Source organism: Microbacterium sp. Root166, from assembly GCF_001427145.1.
Lineage (GTDB): Bacteria > Actinomycetota > Actinomycetes > Actinomycetales > Microbacteriaceae > Microbacterium.
The window spans coordinates 349,004-364,885 of record NZ_LMGL01000001.1 but is presented as its reverse complement, the minus strand read 5'-3'; the positions used below and the strand labels follow the sequence as shown (position 1 = coordinate 364,885).

The following is a 15,882-nucleotide window of genomic DNA, read 5'->3' as shown; positions in this document are numbered from 1 at the left end:
ATTCAAACACCCGCCCGTCGCGCACAGCGGCGCATAGACCAGACGATCGGACAGTCCGACCGTTCGCAGATCCAACGGCACCGAAGCCGTTCGGGGATTGGAGTAGATCGATGAAGATGACCAAGGCGATGACCGCACGAGTCGCGGTTGCCACTGTCGGAGGGGTGCTGCTCGCCGGCGTCGCAGGAGCCGCATTCGCAGACGAGGCTGACAACGACCAGGTCGACGTCAACGTGAACATCGCGGCGATCGAGCCCGTCGGTGCTCTCACGATGAGCGTCGCCCAGAGCTCGACGTCGCTGGCTGAGGTCGACTCCGGTGACCCCGAGGTTCGCCAGTTCGACGGCGTCCTTCCGACGGTCACCGTCACCGACGACCGCGCAGAGGTTCCGGCGGACACGTTCTGGTACGTCAACGGACAGTCGTCCGCGTTCACGGGGACGGGCCTGCCCGAGATCGGCGCTGAGCACCTCGGCTGGACCCCTGCTCTGACGAGCGACGACAGCGACGGTGACGTCGCAGCCGGTCCGCAGGTCGACACCGTTCTCGATGAGGGCCCTAACGCCGTCGGTCTCGTCGGTGAGGAACTGCTGGCGATCGCACCGAACTTCGGCGAGCTTCCCACCGGTTCGTGGACGGCGAACGCCAACCTGTTCCTGAAGACGCCGGTCGACGTGGCACCCGGTGCCTACAAGGCGACCATCACGCTGACGCTGTGGGAAGACCCCATCGGCTGACCCGTGAATCACGGCCCCGACCCTGACGTCTGGACGCACCACCGTGTTTCACTTGACCTCGCGCATCGGCCGAGCCGGCCGCGCGATCCTGGGCGGCGTCCTCGCCGTAGCGTTCACGTCGGCCGCCGCCATCCCGGCGAGCGCGGCGGACGACGCCGACGAGCCCGCGATCCGCTGGTCTGTCACTCCGGCTGACGAGTCCGGCCCTGACGGAAGGACTGCGGTCGAGCACGACATCGACCCCGGCGAGTCGGTGTCCGACTACTTCGCGGTCCGCAATGTCAGCGAGGCCGACGTCACGTTCCGGCTCGCGGCCGCGGACGGGTTCTATACCCGCACCGGCCGTTTCGACATGCTCCCTGCCGACCAGGAGTCGGTCGACTCGGGCACGTGGATCTCGCTTCCCGACGAGGTCGCCGTGCCCGCGGGCGAGACGGTCGTCATCCCCTTCGAGATCGATGTGCCCGACACCGCGGAGCCCGGCGACCACGCCGCCGGCATCACCGCTTCCATCCTGTCGGTTCAGTCCGGTGAGGACGGCGCGAGCGTCGGCGTCGAGAGTCGTGTCGGCTTCCGCGTGCTCACCCGCGTCACCGGCGAGATCACCCCCGCCGCGGCAGTCGAATCGCTGGCGGCGACCTATGCCCTGTCGTGGAATCCGTTCCGGCCCGGCGAGATGACGGTGACCTTCGAGGTAGTGAACGAAGGCAACACCCGGCTGATCGCCGAAGGCGTCACCCTGGCTGGGGGGCAGCAGGCTGTCTTCCCCGCCGAGGGCGACATCCGGCAGGAGCTGCTGCCCGGCGACACCCGCACGATGACCGCGGTCGTCGACGGCGTGTGGCCCTTCTTTCTCGTGCCCACGAAGGTCGTCCTGAGCCCGGTCGTCGTCACCATGGACGGAGAGACCACGGCGATGACGCCCGTCGAGGCTGAAGTGCTCGTGTGGGCCGTACCGTGGCCGCAGCTTCTGCTGCTCGCGGGAATCGCCCTCATCATCGGCGCGCTCGTGTGGGGTCGCCGGCGCTCGAAGGCGAAGCTCGCGACGGCGCTGGAGCAGGCCCGGGAAGAAGGCCGTCGAGCCGCCGCCATCTCCACCGACTCCGAGACGGACGCCTCATGAGCGGCATCCCACGCGCGATCGGCGGAGCAATCCTTTTCACTGCCCTCTTGACGCTCGGCTTCGCATCGTCGGCGTCGGCAGACGAGCTCGACACCGATTCCGAGGGCATCAGCGTCTCCGTCGAGATCGCCCCGCTCGAGTGCGAGAAGCACTGTCATCCCGGCAACCCCGGCTACCCCGGCAACCCCGGCAACCCGGGTCACCCGGGTCACCCGGGTCACCCGGGTCACCCGGGGAACGGGAACCCGGGGAACGGCAACCCGGGGAACGGGAACCCGGGGAACGGCAACCCGGGGAACGGGAACCCGGGGAACGGCAACCCGGGGAACGGCAACCCCGGCAACCCGGGGAACGGCAACCCCGGCAACCCGGGGAACGGCTACCCCGGCAACCCGGGGAACGGCAACCCCGGCAACCCGGGGAACGGCAATCCGGGGAACGGCTACCCCGGCCATCCGGGTCATCCGGGCAACGGAAACCCGGGATACCCGGGCGATCCAGGTGAGCCTGTTCGGCCCGGCAACGGCGCACCCGGCACACCGGGCCATCCCGGCAACGGCAACGGCAATGGCAACGGCAATGGCCAGCCGGGCAACTCGGGCCAGCGCGGTCCAGGCAAGCCGCGTTCCGGCTCCGGCGCCCGCAACGCAGATGGTCTCCGCCGACTGGATCGTCGCGGTCGCGGACGGCGAGGCGCGCAGTCGTGATCGGGCTCGGATCATGAGCGGTCGGACGGTTCGCGGGGCGGCGCCTGTGAGCCTCGCCGCGACACCTTACGATGTGGTCAGCGGACGTCGCGCGCACCAGGCGCACGACGGACTGCCGTCCTCCTCGCATATGACGGCTTCGTCGCGAGGAGCCGCCGGCGACCGCAGGGTCGATTGAGGAGCAGGATGTCGGAACAGGCGACGCGGGGCTGGCAGCGGCCCAGCATCTACGACGTGGCGAAGCAGGCCGGCGTCTCGCACATGACCGTGTCGCGCGTGCTCAACGGCCACCCCAACATCCGCGAGTCCACGCGCGAGCGCGTGCTCCAGGCCATCGACGAGATGAACTACACGCGCAGCTCGATCGCGCGCGCTCTCGCGACCCGCCGCGCCATGCGCATCGGCGTGCTCGTGGACAGCCCCGTGCAGTGGGGACCGAACAGCACACTCCGCGCGATCGAGAGCGCCGCGCGCGATGCCGGCTACGCGATCAGCGCCTTCTCGATCTCGGACGACGAGGAGTCGCAGATCGACACCGGCGTGGTCGAGCTCGTCACGCAGGGAGTGGATGCGCTGTGCGTGATCGCACCGCGCGCGTCGTCGCTGGACATGCTCCGTCAGCAGAGCACGGGGCTCCCGACACTCGTGATCAAGGCAGAACCGGATGCCGAGATGCACACCGCCGCCGTCGATCAGCGCGCGGGCGCGATGGCTGCCGTGATGCACCTCATCGAGCTCGGGCATCGTTCGATCGTCCACCTGTCCGGACCGCTGGACTGGTACGACGCCCGCGCCCGCGAGCAGGGCTGGCGAGACGCCCTCGCCGACGCGGGCCTGACGATCGCTCCGCCCGTCGTCGGCGACTGGACCTCCGACTACGGCTACAGCTTCGGCAAGACGTACGACTTCGCCGACGCGACCGCCGTGTTCGCGGCCAACGATCAGATGGCGCTCGGCCTCGTGCACGGGCTCTCGGAGCGGGGCCTCACCGTGCCCGGCGACATCAGCGTGGTCGGCTTCGACGATCTTCCCGACGCGCGGCACTTCCTGCCGCCGCTGACGACGGTCCGCCAGGACTTCACGGCGCTCGGCGCGCTCGCGCTGCAGATCATCATCGCGGCCATCGAGGGCGAAGACATCGCCGAGCACGATATCATCGAGCCGCGGCTGATCGTGCGCGGTTCGAGCGCTGCTCCGCGCTCCTGACCCGGTACGCCGGTCACCCCGAACGCGTACCGGTCCGTCGCGTGTGGTCGGCTGAGCGCCGGGCCGGCGACCGTTCGCGACGGTTCGACAAACCGCTCCAGGCGAGCAAAGCCACCTCGACGGGGGAGCGCTCCCAGCCGGACTTCCGCCGACGGTGACGGGCTGTTAATGTTCGCGGTAACGGGATCGTAACGAATCTCGTGGATTTAGTTGCGCGGAGCGATGTTAGCGCGCACAATGGTCTCGCACACACCCGAGAGTGTCCCGCCTGGGGCACAGGGACTTCCTCCCCGACCGAGAGCGTCGGGGAGTCTCAAGGAGGAGAAGACATGGCTAACAAGAAGCGGATGCTCGGCCTTATCGGCTTCGTCGGCGCTGGGGCGCTCGCCCTGGGTCTCGCCGGTTGCGCCGGCGGCGGCAACGGCGACACCGACTCGGGCGACACCGGTGGGGACGACCTCACGACGGTCGGCTTCGTCGCGGTCGGCCCCGAGGGCGGCTGGCGCGATGCCAACGAGCAGGCGATCAAGGACGCGTTCACGCAGGACGCCGGCTTCGACCTGAAGTACGCTCCCGCGGCGAGCCCGACCGACCAGAAGTCGCAGCTCGACGCGTTCGCGACGTTCGTGAACGACGAGGTCGACGTGATCCTCCTCACCGCGACCGAGGCTTCCGGCTGGGAGGACTCGCTCGAGCTCGCCCAGGAGGCCGAGATCCCCGTCATCCTGCTCGACCGTGGTGTCGACGCCAGCGACGAGCTCTACGTCACCCGCATCGCCCCCGACAACGTGAACGTCGCCGGCACCGTCGGCGAGTGGGCTGTCGAGAGCTTCCCGGAGGGCGCGAACTACTTCACGCTCGAGGGCGTTCCCGGCCTCTCGGTCGTCAACGAGCGCAACGAGGGCTTCGAGGCCGTCATCGAGGGCAAGGACGGCTGGAACAAGATCGGCGCTCAGACCGCCAACTGGACCGCTGACGAGGGCAAGTCGGTCATCGAGACCGTGCTGCGCGAGAACCCCGACCTGCAGTTCATCTTCGCTCAGAACGACGAGATGGGCATCGGCGCTGCCGCCGCAGTGACGGCCGCCGGCCTCACCCCGGGCACCGACGTCAAGATCGCCACGATCGACGGCACCACGCCGGCGCTCGAGGCGCTCGCCGCCGGTGAGCTGAGCTTCGTCGCTCAGTACAACCCGTTCTTCGGCGACCTGGCCGTCCAGGCGGTCAACGACGCACTCGCGGGCGACGACGTCGAGAAGACCATCATCGTCGAGGGTGAGACGTTCAACTCGCCCGAGGCCGCTCAGGCCGCGATCGAAGAGGGCAAGGGCTTCTGATCCAGCCCAGTCTCGACTAGACGAGAAGTGATGCGAGCGGGGGTTGCCGTTCCGGCGGCCCCCGCTCGTGCTCGTCTCCATCCAGTACGGATTCCCCGCAGCAAAGAGGAATGAAGAAGCCATGATCGAACCGATCGCGATCGTCGAGGTCCGCAACGCGTCCATCACCTTCCCAGGAGTGAAGGCGCTCGACGACGTCAGCTTCCGGCTGCTCCCCGGCGAAGTCCACACCCTCATGGGTGAGAACGGCGCCGGCAAGTCCACCCTCATCAAGGCGCTCACCGGCGTCTACCAGATCGACTCCGGCGAGATCGTCGTCGCCGGCAAGGTCCGCCACTTCAACGGCACGGCATCCGCACAGGCCGCAGGGATCTCCACGGTCTACCAGGAGGTCAACCTGTGCACGAACCTCACCATCGGTGAGAATGTCATGCTCGGGCACGAGGTGCACGACTGGACCGGCATCAACTGGCGCAAGACCTACGCCCGTGCCACCGAAGCCCTCGCCCGCATGGGTCTCGGCGACCTCGACCCGCGAGCTCCCCTGTCGTCGATCTCCATCGCGATCCAGCAGCTCGTCGCCATCAGCCGCGCGATGGTCACCAACTCCAAGGTCCTCATCCTCGACGAGCCGACCTCGAGCCTCGACGCGAACGAGGTCGAGGTGCTGTTCGGCGTCATCCGCCGACTCCGCGACCAGGGCGTCGCCATCCTCTTCGTCTCCCACTTCCTCGACCAGGTCTACGCGATCAGCGACCGCATCACGGTGCTGCGCAACGGCCAGTTCGTCGGCGAGTACCTCAAACGCGACCTCGACCGCACGCAGCTCATCTCGAAGATGATCGGCAAGGACTTCGAGGCCCTCCGTGCCCTCGGCTCCAACCGGCAGACGCAGCAGCGCGACCGCACGGTCACTCCGCTCTTCGCGGCCGAGAACCTCGGCCGCAAGGGAGCGATCGAGCCCACGGATCTCGAGATCCACGCCGGCGAGGTCGTCGGGTTCGCCGGACTCCTCGGGGCCGGTCGCACCGAGCTCGCCAGGCTCATCGCCGGCGCCGACAAGGCCGACACCGGAACGACCCGCATGCGCGGCAAGAAGGTCTCGCTGAACACTCCCGTCGCCGGCCTCGCGCAGGGCATCGCCTACTCGACCGAGAGCCGTCGCGACGACGGCATCGTCGGCGATCTGAGCGTCCGCGAGAACATCATGCTCGCCGTGCAGGCCCGCCGCGGCTGGATGCGCCGGGTGCCCGCCCGCGAGGTCGACCAGCTGGTCAAGACCTACATGGAGCGCTTCAGCGTGCGGCCGAACGACCCCGACCGCCCCATCCGCCTGCTCTCGGGCGGCAATCAGCAGAAGGTGCTGCTCGGCCGCTGGCTCGCTACGAACCCCGATCTGCTCCTGCTCGACGAGCCGACGCGCGGCATCGACGTCGGCGCGAAGGCCGACATCCAGGAGACGGTCGCCGAGCTCGCCGAGGGCGGCATGAGCGTCGTCTTCATCTCGTCCGAGCTGGAGGAGGTCGTCCGGCTCTCCGAGCGGATCGTCATCCTCAAGGATCATCAGAAGGTGGGCGAGGTCATCAACGGACCGGAAGTCACCGCCGAGAGCATCGTCTCGGTCATCGCCACCGAGTCGGGCGATGAGGCGGAGAAGACCGCGGAGGCCCTCGCAGAAGAGGTCACCGCCGCAGAGACCGCCGACAACCATGAAGGGAGCGCGTCATGAATCGCGTCAAGTCCGCACTGCGCACGCCCTGGTTCTGGGCGATCGTGGGCATCGCGGTGCTGCTGCTGATCAACACGATCAAGAATCCGGCATACCTGGCGATCAGCGTGAACCCGACGACCGGGATGCTCACCGGCAACGTCCTCGACATCCTGCGCATCTCGGCGCCGATCATCATGATCGCCCTCGGCATGACCTTCGTCATCGCCACGGGCGGAATCGACCTCTCCGTCGGCTCGATGATGGCGGTCGGCGGGGCAGTCGCCATGCAGACCATGTCGGGCATGGACGGGTCGCAGCCGGTCGGCGAGATGCTGATCGCGATCGGCCTCGCACTCGCGCTCGCGATCGTGCTCGGCGCCATCAACGGCTTCCTGGTCGCCGTCGTCGGGCTGCAGCCGTTCATCACGACGCTGATCATGATGCTCGCCGCGCGCGGCATCGCCCGTGTGATCACGAGCGGCCAGAACACCGACGCCAAGAACGAGCCGTTCCGCCTCCTCGCGAACGGGCAGATCTTCGGCATCCCGACGAGCTTCGTCCTCGCCATCGCGATCGTCGTGCTCATCGCCCTGGCGATGCGGCGCACCGCGCTCGGACTGATGATCGAGTCGATCGGGATCAACCCGCACGCGAGCCGGCTCGCCGGCATCCGTCCCCGCCCGATCCTGATCGGCGTCTACATCCTCTCGGCGGCACTCGCGGCGGTCGGCGGCCTGTTCAGCGTCTCGGAAGTCATGACGGTGAGCGTCGGCGGCACCGGCAACCTGATGGAGCTCGACGCCATCCTCGCGGTGGTCATCGGAGGCACGTCGCTCGCCGGTGGGAAGTTCTCCATCGTGGGGTCCACGATCGGTGCGCTCCTCATCGCGACCCTGAACAAGACCGTGCTGTTCCTCGGCATCCCTGCCGCCGCGACACCGGCGTTCAAGGCTCTCGTCATCATCGTCCTGGTGCTGCTGCAGTCCGAGCGGGTGCGCTCGTGGGCCATGGGCCGCGCGAAGTCGCCGGGCACGCCCAGCACGCCCGCGCCGCCCGCAGCGGAACCGGCCGCACCCGTCTCGAAGGAGGTCGTCGCATGAGCTCCTCACGCACGCTCGCCGATGCCGTTCCCCCCATCCCCGACCTGCCGGAGAGCAGGAACACCGCCAGCGGCGCTGCACTGTCGCGGCTGTGGGAGCGCAATCAGACGCTGATCCCCACGCTCGCCGCCCTGGTGCTGCTGTTCGGCATGCTCATCTACGCCGAGGTCGCCTACGGCCGCGTCTTCCACGCGGGCACGATGTCGAGCCTGCTCATCAGCTTCGCGCCGACGATCATCCTCGCCGTCGGCATGACGATCGTGATCGTCTCGGGCGGCATCGATCTGTCCGTCGGCGCGGTCGTCGCGTTCAGCTCGGTCGCCGGCGTGATGCTCATGAACATCGGCATCAACGGCTGGGCCTCGATGCTGCTCATGATCCTGTTCGGAGCGCTCTTCGGCGTGATCGCGGGCGTCATGATCCAGTACTTCAACGTGCAGCCCTTCATCGCGACGCTCGCGATGATGTTCCTCGCGCGCGGACTGGCATCGATCCTCTCGACCACGCCGGTCCAGGCGCCCGAGGACTCCCCGATCCACCTGCTCGCCACGGACTGGAAGATCATCGACGGACCCAAGGTCAACGACCTCACGATCACGCCCGGTCTGATCATCGCCGTGCTCGTCGTGCTCGGCGGCATGTTCTACATGCACCGCAGCCGCAGCGGCCGCACGGTCTACGCGATCGGCGGCAACGAGTCGTCGGCGGGACTGATGGGCCTCCCGGTCGCGCGGACCCGCGTCGGGATCTACATCATCTCGGGCGCACTGGCCGGCCTGGCAGCGGTCGTGTACACCGCCGAAGTCGGCGGCAAGGCTCAGAACGTCACCGGTATCGGCTGGGAGCTCGATGCGATCGCGGCGGTCGTCATCGGCGGCACGCTGCTCACGGGCGGCTACGGCTACGTGCTCGGCTCGGTCGTCGGCGTCTTCGTGATCGCGGCGCTGCGCCTCATCATCACGAAGGACGGCACCATCAATCCCGAGTACCTCACGATCATCACCGGCGCGGTCCTGCTCGTGTTCGTGCTGCTGCAGCGCGCGCTCACGCGGCGGAAGGCCGACTGATGGCCGCGCTCACGCCTGAGGTCCAGGCATCTGTCGACGCCGTCCGTGAGGACGTCGCGAAGCTGCACGGTGAGCTCGTCCGCTACGGCCTGGTGGTCTGGACCGGCGGGAACGTCTCGGGCCGCGTGCCCGGCGCGGACCTGTTCGTGATCAAGCCGTCCGGCGTCTCGTACGACGACCTCGCGCCCGAGAACATGATCCTGTGCGACCTGGACGGAAATGTCATCCCGGGTTCGCCCGGCAGCGACCGCAGTCCCTCGAGCGACACGGCGGCCCACGCCTACGTGTACCGGAACATGCCCGAGGTCGGGGGAGTGGTGCACACGCACTCCACCTACGCGGTGGCGTGGGCGGCACGCGGCGAGGAGATCCCGTGCGTGATCACGGCGATGGCCGACGAGTTCGGCGGGCCCATCCCGATCGGGCCGTTCGCGATCATCGGAGACGACTCGATCGGCCGGGGCATCGTCGAGACCCTCTCGGGCCACCGCAGCCGCGCCGTGCTGATGCAGAACCATGGACCCTTCACGATCGGCACATCGGCCAAGGACGCGGTCAAGGCCGCCGTCATGGTCGAGGACGTCGCGCGCACGGTGCAGGTCGCCCGTGAGGCCGGCCCGCTCATCCCCATCCCGCAGGAGGCCATCGACAGCCTCTACGACCGGTACCAGAACGTGTACGGCCAGAGCGGGGACGAACGGCGATGACGGAACAGGCGCAGACGACTGCGGATGCCGCGGCCGCCGCGATCCGCGATGGCCGGACCGCGCTCGGCATCGAGCTCGGCTCGACGCGGATCAAGGCCTGCCTCGTGCTGGCCGACGATCCGTCGACGGTCCTCGCCGTGGGCAGCCACGAGTGGGAGAACCAGTTCGAGGACCGCGTGTGGACGTATTCGCTGGATGCCGTGTGGAGCGGGCTGCGGGCGGCGTTCGCCGACCTGGCGGCCGATGTCGACGAGCGGCACGACGCGACGCTGACGACGGTCGGGGCCATCGGCGTCTCGGCGATGATGCACGGCTACCTGGCCTTCGACGACTCAGGCGAACTGCAGGTGCCGTTCCGGACCTGGCGCAACACCACGACCGGGCGCGCGTCCGGCGTGCTGTCCGAGCTGTTCGGCGTGAACATCCCGCTGCGGTGGTCGATCGCGCATCTCTACCAGGCGGTGCTCGACGAGGAGCCTCACGTCTCGGACGTGCGCTTCCTCACGACCCTCGCGGGCTACGTGCACTGGAAGCTCACCGACCGCAAGGTGCTCGGCGTCGGCGATGCCTCTGGCATGTTCCCGATCGATCCCGCCACCGGCGGTTACGACGCCGCGATGCTCGGCAAGTTCGACTCCCTCGTCGGCGAGCGGGCCCCCGGCCTGCACGTCGCGGACCTTCTGCCCGAGGTGCTGACCGCAGGCCAGTCGGCCGGCGAGCTGACGCCTGCGGGAGCGGCGCTGCTCGATCCTTCCGGCGTGCTTCAGTCCGGCATCCCGCTCTGTCCGCCCGAGGGCGACGCCGGCACCGGCATGGTGGCCACCTGCGCGGTAGCGCCGCGCACCGGCAACGTCAGTGCGGGCACGAGCATCTTCGCGATGGTCGTGCTCGAACAGCCGCTGGCGAACGTCCACCACGAACTCGATATCGTCACGACTCCGGCGGGAGACCCGGTCGCGATGGTGCACTGCAACAACGGCGCGAGCGAGCTCGCCGCCTGGGTCGGCCTGTTCGCGCGGTTCGCCGGGGTCAGCGGAGGCGACCTGAAGTCGGACGACGTCTTCGAGGCGCTGTTCAGAGAGGCCCTCGACGGCGACCCCGACGCCGGCGGGCTGCTCGCCTACAACCACCTCGCGGGCGAGCCGATCGCCGGCATGTCCGAGGGGCGGCCGCTGTTCGTGCGCACTCCCGACAGCCGGCTGACGCTCGCGAACTTCATGCGCGCGCAGATCTACGGCGTCTTCGGCACGCTGAGCCTCGGCATGCGGGTGCTCGCGGACGAGGGCGTGAAGCTCGACCGCATGTTCGCGCACGGCGGCATGTTCCGCACCGCGGGTGTCGCCCAGCGCTTCCTCGCCGGCTCGCTCGATGCTCCGGTCGTCGTCGCCGAGACGGCATCCGAGGGCGGTGCGTGGGGCATCGCGGTGCTGGCCGCCTACCTGTCCGCGGCAGCGGAGCAGGATCTCGACGGCTTCCTCCGCGACCGCGTCTTCGCCGGCGCGCAGGTCCACACCGTGGAGCCCGACCCCGAAGACGTCCCCGGCTTCGCCGCCTACCTTTCGCGCTATCGCGACGGACTCGCCGTGGTGCGATCCGCCGTGCAGGCGCTCTGACCCGTTCACTCCCTCCCCCGCAAGATCCAAAAGGACACCGTCATGACCCGTCAGCCACTCGCCACCTCCCTCGACTCGTACGAGGTGTGGTTCGTCACCGGCAGCCAGAACCTCTACGGCGAGGAGACGCTCCAGCAGGTGGCGACGCAGTCGCAGGCGGTGGCCGACGGCCTCGGCGGGATGCCGGTGAAGGTCGTCTGGAAGCCGGTCCTCAAGGACAGCGACTCGATCCGCCGCCTGGCGCTCGAGGTGAACTCGCGTGACGACGTGATCGGCGTGATCGCGTGGATGCACACCTTCAGCCCGGCGAAGATGTGGATCGCGGGCCTGGACGCCCTGCAGAAGCCGCTCCTGCACCTGCACACGCAGGCCAATGTCGAGCTGCCCTGGGCCGACATCGACTTCGACTTCATGAACCTGAACCAGGCCGCGCACGGCGACCGCGAGTTCGGCTACATACAGACCCGTCTGGGCGTGGCGCGCAAGACCGTCGTCGGCCACGTCTCCAACCCGGCCGTGCTGCAGCAGGTCGAGGACTGGGAGCGCGCCGCCGCCGGCTGGGCCGCCGCCCGCACGCTCAAGCTCGCCCGCTTCGGCGACAACATGCGCTACGTCGCGGTCACCGAGGGCGACAAGACCGAGGCCGAGCTGCGCTTCGGCGTGCAGGTCAACACGTGGGGCGTGAACGAGCTCGTCGAGGCCGTCGATGCGGCTTCCGACGCGGATGTCGACGCCCTCGTCGCCGAGTACCTCGAGGCGTACGACGTGGCCGACGAGCTGCGCCCCGGCGCTGACCGGCACCAGTCGCTGCGCGACGGCGCCGCCATCGAGCTGGGCCTGCGCTCCTTCCTCGAGGAGGGCGGCTTCGGCGCCTTCACCACGTCCTTCGAGGACCTCGGCACGCTCAAGCAGCTTCCGGGTCTCGCGGTGCAGCGGCTCATGGCCGAGGGCTACGGCTTCGGCGCCGAGGGCGATTGGAAGACCGCGATCCTTGTGCGCGTCGCCAACGTGATGGGCTCCGGCCTGCCCGGCGGTGCGAGCCTCATGGAGGACTACACCTACGACCTCGTCCCCGGCTCGGAGCGCATCCTCGGCGCCCACATGCTCGAGGTCTCGCCCTCGCTCACGACCGCCAAGCCGCGCCTCGAGGTCCACCAGCTGGGCATCGGCGGCAAGGACGACCCCGTGCGTCTGGTCTTCACCGCCGACCCCGGCCCAGCCCTCGTGGTGGCCATGAGCGACATGCGCGACCGCTTCCGCCTCGTCGCCAACGTGGTGCAGAACGTCGACGCCCCCGACCTGCCCAACCTCCCGGTCGGCCGCGCGGTGTGGGAGCCGGCACCGGACTTCGCCACCTCCGCCGCCTGCTGGCTCGCCGCCGGCGCCGCCCACCACACCGTCATGACGACGGCCGTGGGCATCGACGTCTTCCGCGACTTCGCCGAGATCGCCAAGACCGAGCTCGTCGTCATCGACGACGACACCACCGTGCGCGGCTTCCAGCGCGAACTGCGGTGGAACCAGGCGTACTACCGACTCGCTCAGGGCCTCTGAGCGTTCCCGCACCCCACCCGAAGGGATCTCGCCGATGAGACCGCATTCGATCCAGTCCGCGCGCACCCACGCGCGGCGACCCGTACGCCGCGCGATCGCCTCGACCGCCGTCGCCGCGCTGGCCGTCTCGCTGCTGGGGCTCACCGCCCCGATGGCGGCGCAGGCGGCCGCGGTCCCCGCGCCGACCGCTCACTACGACATGTCCCACTCGGGTTCGAGCCTGCTCGACGTATCGGGCAACGGCCGGCACGCAGCCCTCACCACCCTGACCGACGCATCCTTCGTCGAGGTCGCCGGCGACAGTGTCCTCCGGTTCAACGGCGACGGCTACGCCTCGCTTCCCCAGGGCCTCGTCACGGGTACGGACAACAACTTCACGGTCGAGTACACGGTGACGACGCAGACCGCCCGCAACCAGTTCGGGTGGGTCATCGGCAACGGCATCGGCGCCTGGAACACGACGCAGCTCGGCAACCACGTGTTCGTCAACCCGCGGTCGAGTGACGCTCCGAGTGGCCGTGTGCTCGCCGGCATCCGCGTCTACGACGGAGGCAACGGTGAGACCCGCCTTCCGGCCGGCGGAAGCCTCAACCCCGGACTGACCACGCTGACGCTCGTCGGCAACGGCAACACCCTGACGCTCTACCGGGACGGCGCGCAGATCTCGACGGTGACGCACACGAAGCTGATGAGCGCGATCGTGCCTTCGACCGGCGTGCTCGGCTACCTCGGCCGTTCCCTCTACTCGAACGACGCGCTGGTGAAGGCGGACGTGTCGGACGTCAAGTTCTGGGACGTCGCGCTCACTCCCCAGGAGATCACCGACAGCATGCCGACCGCAGCGCAGAAGGCCGCCACGACGGACGGAATCATTCGTCTCGACATCCAGTCGACCGTCCGGGGCGCGAACCCGTCTCTCGACAGCGTCACGAGCAACCTCACGTTCCCGGCATCCGCAAACGGCGTCACGCTGACGTGGGCCAGCTCGAACCCGGCCGTGGTCTCGAACACGGGAGTGGTCTCGCGCAGCACCCTCACGAGCGACGCGCCGCTGACCATCACCGCGACGACGTCGCTGGGCACGACGATCACGTTCGAGGTGGTCGTGAAGGCCCCCGTGCTCGCAGCAGACCTCGACGCGATCACGCTGACGACGCGCACGACCGAGAACCTGCCGCTCATCACGAAGGGCTCCGTCAACGGCGCGCCGATCACGTGGACGTCCTCGGACCCCGCGCTCGTCACGCCCACGAACCCCTCGTACACGGCACCCGCCGTCGGCGCCCCCGACCCGTTCAAGGGCGGCGGGCTCATCGAACGGCCCGCGTACGGCACCGGCGACGCCTCGGTGACGCTCACCGCGACCGCGACGCTCAACGGCGCCACGACGTCGCGCACCTTCACCGTGGCCGTCGCTGAGAAGGGTCGCCAGGCGCCCGACGCGGGCTACGCGGCCGCGTACTTCAAGGCCGACAACGACGAGAAGATCTACCAGGCGGCGACAGCCGGCAACGACTTCTTCTCCTTCGCACCGGTCAACGGCGGTGCCCCGACGATCGTCTCGACCGCCGACACCACCGGTCTCCGCGATCCGTACGTGATCCGCTCCGCCGAGGGCGACAAGTACTACATGATCGCCACGGACCTCTGCATCGGCTGCACCGGCGACTGGGGAGCTGCGCAGTCGAACGGCAGCCTCAAGATCGAGGTGTGGGAGTCGCCCGACATGAAGAGCTGGGTCCGCACCAACGGCCAGAACGCGGGCATCACGATCAACCAGCCGGAAGCCGGGATGACCTGGGCGCCGGAGGCGTATTGGGACGACGACCTCCAGTCGTACGTCGTGTTCTTCGCATCGCGGCTGTACGACGATGTCGCCCACACGAGTGGCCCCGGGCACGCCCGCATGTTCTACGTGCTCACGCGCGACTTCAAGACGTTCACGTACCCCCCGACGACGTGGCAGGACACCGGCTACGCGCGCATCGACTCGACGGTCACGAAGATCGAGGACTACTACTACCGGTTCACCAAGAACGAGGACGGTGGCGCCGCCAGCACGCTGGAGGCCGGCAAGGACATCTTCCTCGAGCGCTCCAAGGTGCTGACCGCACCCACCACGCAGTCGAGCTGGACCGCCGACCCCACCACCACGTGGCAGCTGACCGACACGAACATGACGAGGCTCGAGACCAACCAGGTCGGCGAAGGCCCCGAGATCGTCAAGCTCAACGCCGGCGACCCGAACAACACGGCAGAGGGTGACGGCTACGTCTTCCTCGTCGACAACTACGGAGCCGGCGGCTACCGCGCCTTCCTCACGGACGCAGACGCGATCGCATCGAGTGCGCAGGGTGACCGCCTGTCGAAGCGGGCCGAGTGGGTCGTCAGGCCCCAGGGCGGGCTGCCCGCGAGCCCGCGCCACGGTTCGTTCGTGAGCGTGTCGCAGTCGGTGCTCACCGCACTGAACACGTGGTCTCCGGTCGCCGCGGTCGCCTCGACCACCGTCCTGACGGCGGAGGGTCGCACCGCGACCGCAGAGGTCACCGCGGCAGACGGCGGCGACGTCGTGGGCACTGTGACCTTCTCGGGCGGCGAGTGGAACGAGACGGTCGCTCTCGAAGACGGTTCCGCCGCCGTGACGGTTCCGGCAGGCGTCGGCACCGTCACCGCGCACTACGACGGCTACCGGGACGCGCTCGTCAGCACGTCGACGTCGTCGGCGGTGTCGTTCGCGCTCGAGCTGACCGCCACGGCCGCCACCCGGTGCGTCGCAGGCAAGGTCGTGGAGACCGTCAGCGTCACCAACGGCGACGAGATCGCGGCATCCGTCACGCTCACCGGCGCCTACGGGACCAAGACCATCACGGTCGCGCCGGGCAAGACCGTCGCCTCGGCATTCACCACCCGCGCCGCATCGATCGCATCGCACGCGGTGTCGGTCAGTGCGACGGCCACCGACGGCCGCGCCCACGCCTCCAGCGTGACCGTGCCCGCCGCCGACTGCCGGTAGATCGCAC

At 68.9% G+C, this 15,882-nt stretch carries 12 protein-coding genes; all 12 read left to right on the top strand.

Annotated elements, in window-relative coordinates; translation table 11 throughout:
* Positions 1–110 precede the first annotated feature (110 nt).
* The 12 genes from ASD56_RS01680 to ASD56_RS01625 all read left to right on the top strand — a co-directional run bounded on the left by ASD56_RS01680 (position 111) and on the right by ASD56_RS01625 (position 15,875).
* Positions 111–737: a hypothetical protein gene (locus ASD56_RS01680; protein WP_055960519.1), complete on the top strand. Its 627-nt coding sequence runs from the start codon at positions 111–113 to the stop codon at positions 735–737.
* A 52-nt stretch (positions 738–789) separates the two neighbouring features.
* Positions 790–1,860, top strand: a complete 1,071-nt coding sequence (locus tag ASD56_RS01675) for a DUF916 domain-containing protein (RefSeq protein ID WP_235565471.1) — start codon at positions 790–792, stop codon at positions 1,858–1,860.
* A 47-nt stretch (positions 1,861–1,907) separates the two neighbouring features.
* The gene (locus ASD56_RS16315; RefSeq protein ID WP_235565470.1) at positions 1,908–2,567 is read left to right on the top strand and encodes a hypothetical protein; all 660 of its coding nucleotides are present in this window, start codon (positions 1,908–1,910) and stop codon (positions 2,565–2,567) included.
* Positions 2,568–2,753: 186 nt separating this feature from the next.
* Positions 2,754–3,773: a LacI family DNA-binding transcriptional regulator gene (locus ASD56_RS01665; protein WP_055960513.1), complete on the top strand. Its 1,020-nt coding sequence runs from the start codon at positions 2,754–2,756 to the stop codon at positions 3,771–3,773.
* A 329-nt stretch (positions 3,774–4,102) separates the two neighbouring features.
* Positions 4,103–5,110: a substrate-binding domain-containing protein gene (locus ASD56_RS01660; protein WP_055960511.1), complete on the top strand. Its 1,008-nt coding sequence runs from the start codon at positions 4,103–4,105 to the stop codon at positions 5,108–5,110.
* 121 nt (positions 5,111–5,231) lie between these two features.
* Positions 5,232–6,839 (top strand): sugar ABC transporter ATP-binding protein, encoded by a 1,608-nt coding sequence (locus ASD56_RS01655; protein ID WP_055960509.1) that lies wholly within the window; start codon positions 5,232–5,234, stop codon positions 6,837–6,839.
* Positions 6,836–7,921, top strand: coding sequence for an ABC transporter permease (locus ASD56_RS01650; protein ID WP_055960507.1), 1,086 nt, complete (start codon positions 6,836–6,838; stop codon positions 7,919–7,921). The genes ASD56_RS01655 and ASD56_RS01650 overlap by 4 nt, the downstream gene beginning before the upstream one ends.
* Positions 7,918–8,988, top strand: a complete 1,071-nt coding sequence (locus tag ASD56_RS01645) for an ABC transporter permease (protein ID WP_082541165.1) — start codon at positions 7,918–7,920, stop codon at positions 8,986–8,988. Before ASD56_RS01650 ends, ASD56_RS01645 begins: the two co-directional genes overlap by 4 nt.
* Positions 8,988–9,695: an L-ribulose-5-phosphate 4-epimerase gene (locus ASD56_RS01640; RefSeq protein WP_055960505.1), complete on the top strand. Its 708-nt coding sequence runs from the start codon at positions 8,988–8,990 to the stop codon at positions 9,693–9,695. Before ASD56_RS01645 ends, ASD56_RS01640 begins: the two co-directional genes overlap by 1 nt.
* Positions 9,692–11,308 carry a xylulokinase gene (locus ASD56_RS01635; RefSeq protein WP_055960503.1) on the top strand — a complete coding sequence of 539 codons (1,617 nt, stop codon included), beginning with the start codon at positions 9,692–9,694 and terminating at the stop codon, positions 11,306–11,308. Before ASD56_RS01640 ends, ASD56_RS01635 begins: the two co-directional genes overlap by 4 nt.
* Positions 11,309–11,350: 42 nt before the next feature.
* Entirely contained in the window at positions 11,351–12,862 is a 1,512-nt protein-coding gene (araA, locus tag ASD56_RS01630; protein WP_055960501.1) for an L-arabinose isomerase, read from the top strand.
* A gap of 34 nt (positions 12,863–12,896) precedes the next feature.
* A complete protein-coding gene (locus ASD56_RS01625) occupies positions 12,897–15,875 on the top strand; it encodes an immunoglobulin-like domain-containing protein (protein ID WP_055960499.1) in 2,979 nt (992 codons plus the stop codon).
* Positions 15,876–15,882: the final 7 nt, after the last annotated feature.

What these genes read in the sequence shown, in the direction of transcription:
- araA (WP_055960501.1), top strand. Translation starts at nt 11,351, where the DNA reads ATGACCCGTCAGCCACTCGCCACCTCCCTCGACTCGTACGAGGTGTGG.
- ASD56_RS01680 (WP_055960519.1), top strand. Translation starts at nt 111, where the DNA reads ATGAAGATGACCAAGGCGATGACCGCACGAGTCGCGGTTGCCACTGTC.
- ASD56_RS01625 (WP_055960499.1), top strand. Translation starts at nt 12,897, where the DNA reads ATGAGACCGCATTCGATCCAGTCCGCGCGCACCCACGCGCGGCGACCC.
- ASD56_RS01665 (WP_055960513.1), top strand. Translation starts at nt 2,754, where the DNA reads ATGTCGGAACAGGCGACGCGGGGCTGGCAGCGGCCCAGCATCTACGAC.
- ASD56_RS01660 (WP_055960511.1), top strand. Translation starts at nt 4,103, where the DNA reads ATGGCTAACAAGAAGCGGATGCTCGGCCTTATCGGCTTCGTCGGCGCT.
- ASD56_RS01645 (WP_082541165.1), top strand. Translation starts at nt 7,918, where the DNA reads ATGAGCTCCTCACGCACGCTCGCCGATGCCGTTCCCCCCATCCCCGAC.
- ASD56_RS01640 (WP_055960505.1), top strand. Translation starts at nt 8,988, where the DNA reads ATGGCCGCGCTCACGCCTGAGGTCCAGGCATCTGTCGACGCCGTCCGT.
- ASD56_RS01635 (WP_055960503.1), top strand. Translation starts at nt 9,692, where the DNA reads ATGACGGAACAGGCGCAGACGACTGCGGATGCCGCGGCCGCCGCGATC.
- ASD56_RS01650 (WP_055960507.1), top strand. Translation starts at nt 6,836, where the DNA reads ATGAATCGCGTCAAGTCCGCACTGCGCACGCCCTGGTTCTGGGCGATC.
- ASD56_RS01655 (WP_055960509.1), top strand. Translation starts at nt 5,232, where the DNA reads ATGATCGAACCGATCGCGATCGTCGAGGTCCGCAACGCGTCCATCACC.